Genomic DNA, 4,358 nt, shown 5'->3' with positions numbered 1-4,358 from the left:
ACAAATGAATACTGCTTACAACAATGTATAACCGCAATTACGGCGGATTCGACTACGTCCGAATCCACTCAGAATTGCTTAAACTAGTTAATAACTAAAAACTTTTGGCTAAATTAGTCCGATAACTGACGGGTTATACGAAACCGTTACCCAACATTTGAGAAACCGAATGAAAACGAAGAAAATTAGAGGACATAATCGAATTTGGAAAAACATTGAAAAATGGAAAAAAGCTAATCTGAAACTTGATTTAGAAAACCTAAAAAATTACGAAAGAGATTATGCTAAAATTTGGATACATCCATTTAGTGGAATCTCATTAACGAATAGCCGAAATCCTGAACCAAAAGGAGAAACTAAAGAACGAATTCTAAACGGACTTTTTGATATTTATGAAAATTGGAAAAATCAACTTGACGAATTGAATGAACCTTATTATTTGAAAATATGGCTTTTTGAGCCAAGGTTCTCAAAATCACAAGTTGTTTGTGCAATCGGAAACTCAATTGATTTTTATAATACGACTTTTAATAATCCCGAAAAATTAGAAGAATTTAAAACTGACTTTGTCGAAATCAAAAAAAAGAGGATTGAAAGTTTTAATTGGGAACATAAACTTGACGAGGATTTTATGTTTAGTACTGACATAGGAAATCCAGAAGATTACGAAACCGAAAAAGAATATTTAGAAGATAAAAAATGGTTTAACGATAGATTAAAGAAAAAACACACTAAAAAAACTTTGAATGACGGAACCGAATCTTATGCTTTTGAATTAGGAAAAGTATGGATTGGAGAAAAAAACGTTGGGTAACAATGTATAACGGCAATTACGGCGGATTCGACTACGTCCGAATCCACTCAGAATTGCTTAAACTAGTAAATAACTAAAAACTTTTGGCTAATTTAGTCCGATAACTGACGGGTTATACGAAGCCGTTATGTGTAACTAAATCAGAACCGAGATCATTATGAATAAAAATACTGAGTATGAAAAATTTGCTCAAGAAGTTTATCAAGGTTTATTAAATGATGATGGTTTAACAACTGAGGTAAAACACAACATTAAATTACAAGGAAAATCTTCAAAACACCAAATAGATGTTTATTGGGAATACAAATTCGCAGGTGTAAATCATAAAGTTGCTATTGAGTGCAAAAATTATAATAAAAAATTAAGCATTGGGATAATCCGAAATTTTTATGGTGTTCTAAGTGATGTTGGAAACATTAATGGAATTTTAGTAACAACCATTGGATATCAAAAAGGAGCTAAGGAATTCGCAGAACATCACGGAATCAATCTAATAGTATTGAGAGAACCTAAATCTGAGGATTGGGAAGGTCGAGTAAAAACAATAGTGACTAATGTACAAGCAATTAGTCAAAATGCGAAAAAATGGTTTGTTCAACTTGATTATGGTTGGTGTAAGAATAATTTACCTGAGGAAAAGATAAATTCAATTGAAGTTAAAATATCTGGAATGAACAATGAAATTGGGATTTATGATAGCAAAGAAAATAAGGTAAAGTCCTTTTTACAACTTCAAGACGAATTACCATTTAATGAAGAAAAACTTTTAGATAATGAACATTTTTACGAATTTGAAAATACATTTATTAAAAGTGAAAATTTGGGTCATATTAAAATAAAAGGAATTCAAATTAAATACGATACAGTAATTAACAAAAGTCAATGGGTATTTGACGCTGAAAAAACGACCAAAGCAATATTAAAAAATATCTTAACAGGAGAAATGAAATTCATAAAAGAAAGCTACACATAACAACGGCTAAACTTAATGTGGGTTTTTATGATTTTCTCAAAGTTTTGGTTTATTTGCTTTGTCCGCTTAAACTTATTTGATTAGTTTTAACTGACGAAGATAAAAACTAAAAATAAGTCTAAGCTAAGTGGCTCGTCCGATAAGTCGCTGACTTATCAACTACCACACTAAGCTTAGCCAAAACCGTTGGTGTCCATTTAAGTAAACAATATGAAGATATTAAAAGCTTATAAATTTTTGACCTATTTCTTACAACTATTTTTTGTTGTTGGAATATTCTTGACGATTAAAGAAATTTATAACGGAACTACAATTTTTGACTATAGAAGTATTCTACTGATTCTACTATTACTTGTCCTTTTTTTATCAGTTAGTTTTTACAATGTTAAATCACATCAATTTCACAATAATAATTTAGAAATATTAAGTAAAAAAGAAATAAATAGAATTAAAATTTCTACTATAATAAACATATTAATCGGATTATCCATAACTGTACTTTTTATAGTAATCTTGACTGTATATCATATTAAGGATTTGTCATTTTCTGAAACCTCTAGGACTTTATTGAGTTTGATATTATTTCTTTATGGAATATTAAAAATGACTCATTCGATTAGAACATTTAAGAAATTAAAAGCAATAAACTGAATAGGATAAAAACGAAACACCAACACCGTATAAAATTAATTGCTAGTGCAAACCTACTTACGAAAATCCTTGCGGATTTTCTATTCGGTTCGTATTTGCTAAATTAGTCAGTGAAATCACGCAACTAATCTTATACAAACACGTTGGCAGTAAGCTGAAAAACAAACTATGGCAATAATAACCGAATCTGAATTTAGAAATATAGCTAGCCAAAATGCAGGATATTCAGGACTGAATGGATATGCAAACGAAAGTCGTACATTTTCAAAATCAACAGCAACAACTAGTGTTTTTTTATCTCATTCACATCAGGATAAAGACAAAGTAGAACAAGCAAAAATTTTCTTTGAACATCTTGGGATTAGTATTTATGTTGACTGGATGGATAACACAATGCCTGAAAGGACAAATGGTAATACAGCAAATAGAATTAAATCAAAAATAATTGAAAACGAAAAATTCATTCTATTAGCAACAAATAGAGCCGTTATATCCAAATGGTGTAATTGGGAAGTTGGAATTGGCGACACTTTTAAACTTTCAAAAGACAATATTGCAATTTTAGGATTAGCCGATAATAATCGACATTGGACAGGAAATGAATATTTACAAATATATCCTTCAATAGAATATCAAAATGGTAGTACAAAGAACAATTTAGGGAATTATATCCCTAAAGGTTATTACGTTCTTTATCCTTCAATAGACGGTTCAAGAAGATATAAAACATTACAAGAATGGCTGAGAACATAGAAAACAAATTAAAGCACCTTGAATTTATTCAACAGGTTATCACAAGAATGAATGTTAATTCATTTTTACTTCGTGGTTGGGCAGTAACACTCGTTTCTGCTTTATTTGCTTTTGCTACAAAAGACACAAATATTCAATACATTATTATCACATACATTTCAACACCTTTATTTTGGATTTTGGACGGTTATTATTTAAGCCAAGAAAGAAAGTTTCGAGATTTATACGAAGTGGTGAGGAAGAAAGAAAATAGTGAAATAGATTTTAGTATGAAAACAAGTAGTTCAAACAAAAATAACTGGATTTCTAGTATACTTTCTAAAACTGAAATTATTTTTTACGGTACTTTAATCGGAATAACATTAATAGTAATGTTCGTAATAAATTAAATATGGCAAAAAGAGTATTTTTTAGTTTTCATTATCAAGATATTATTGATTTTCGAGCGAATGTAGTAAGAAACCATTGGCGTCTTAAGCCAAATAGAGAATCAGCAGGTTATTTTGATGCTTCTATATGGGAAAAAGCAAAAAAAGAGGGGAATATAGCTCTAAAACGTCTAATAAATGGAGCTATAAAAAACACCTCGAATACTTGCGTTTTAGTTGGCTCAGATACGTTTAACAGAAAATGGGTTAGTTATGAAATAATGCAAAGTATGAAAAGTGGTAATCACATTTTTGCAGTTCACATTAACGGAATTAAAGGGAAAGATGGAAAAACAAAATCCAAAGGCTCAAACCCGCTTTATTATTTAGGTTATTCATTTTCTGAAAACGGGAAAAAAATTAATTTACACGATTATATAAATAAGAATTGGATAAAATATCCTGATTTAGAAGGTTGGACAGTAATAGAAGTTGACGAAAAATATAGAAATAAGATATACAGACTATCGACAGATTATAAAATTTATGATTGGATTGAAGATGATGGATATAATAAATTTTCGGAATGGGTTGAATAAAAGCCTACTGCCAACAATGTATAAAAATAATAGCGGTTTAATCGCTTAAAAGAAAGTAAGTAAATATAAAAAAGGTCTGTGTTTAACCGAAAAGTTTGTGTGTGAAAATCCGCTACTATTCTTATACGGGACCGTTGGCAAACATTATAAAGTGACGCAAAAGAAGATAAAAAACATAATATCTGAATTAGAAAACAACA

At 29.6% G+C, this 4,358-nt stretch carries 5 protein-coding genes; all 5 read left to right on the top strand.

Going from position 1 to position 4,358, the window contains the following annotated elements; translation table 11 throughout:
• Positions 1-169 precede the first annotated feature (169 nt).
• Entirely contained in the window at positions 170-814 is a 645-nt protein-coding gene (locus ACFQ1U_RS00535) for a hypothetical protein (protein ID WP_386104211.1), read from the top strand.
• Positions 815-971: 157 nt separating this feature from the next.
• Positions 972-1,787, top strand: coding sequence for a restriction endonuclease (locus tag ACFQ1U_RS00530; protein WP_386104209.1), 816 nt, complete (start codon positions 972-974; stop codon positions 1,785-1,787).
• Positions 1,788-2,606: 819 nt separating this feature from the next.
• Positions 2,607-3,191, top strand: a complete 585-nt coding sequence (locus tag ACFQ1U_RS00525; RefSeq protein ID WP_386104207.1) for a toll/interleukin-1 receptor domain-containing protein — start codon at positions 2,607-2,609, stop codon at positions 3,189-3,191.
• Positions 3,176-3,580 carry a hypothetical protein gene (locus tag ACFQ1U_RS00520; RefSeq protein WP_386104205.1) on the top strand — a complete coding sequence of 135 codons (405 nt, stop codon included), beginning with the start codon at positions 3,176-3,178 and terminating at the stop codon, positions 3,578-3,580. The genes ACFQ1U_RS00525 and ACFQ1U_RS00520 overlap by 16 nt, the downstream gene beginning before the upstream one ends.
• A 2-nt stretch (positions 3,581-3,582) precedes the next feature.
• The gene (locus ACFQ1U_RS00515; protein ID WP_386104203.1) at positions 3,583-4,158 is read left to right on the top strand and encodes a TIR domain-containing protein; all 576 of its coding nucleotides are present in this window, start codon (positions 3,583-3,585) and stop codon (positions 4,156-4,158) included.
• The last annotated feature ends 200 nt before the right edge of the window (positions 4,159-4,358 follow it).

The sequence above is a fragment of the Tenacibaculum geojense genome, assembly GCF_042676005.1.
GTDB lineage: Bacteria > Bacteroidota > Bacteroidia > Flavobacteriales > Flavobacteriaceae > Polaribacter > Polaribacter geojense.
Note: the sequence above shows the minus strand (reverse complement) of the source record. Positions and strands in the feature narration are given on the sequence as shown.

What these genes read in the sequence shown, in the direction of transcription:
- ACFQ1U_RS00535 (WP_386104211.1), top strand. Translation starts at nt 170, where the DNA reads ATGAAAACGAAGAAAATTAGAGGACATAATCGAATTTGGAAAAACATT.
- ACFQ1U_RS00530 (WP_386104209.1), top strand. Translation starts at nt 972, where the DNA reads ATGAATAAAAATACTGAGTATGAAAAATTTGCTCAAGAAGTTTATCAA.
- ACFQ1U_RS00525 (WP_386104207.1), top strand. Translation starts at nt 2,607, where the DNA reads ATGGCAATAATAACCGAATCTGAATTTAGAAATATAGCTAGCCAAAAT.
- ACFQ1U_RS00520 (WP_386104205.1), top strand. Translation starts at nt 3,176, where the DNA reads ATGGCTGAGAACATAGAAAACAAATTAAAGCACCTTGAATTTATTCAA.
- ACFQ1U_RS00515 (WP_386104203.1), top strand. Translation starts at nt 3,583, where the DNA reads ATGGCAAAAAGAGTATTTTTTAGTTTTCATTATCAAGATATTATTGAT.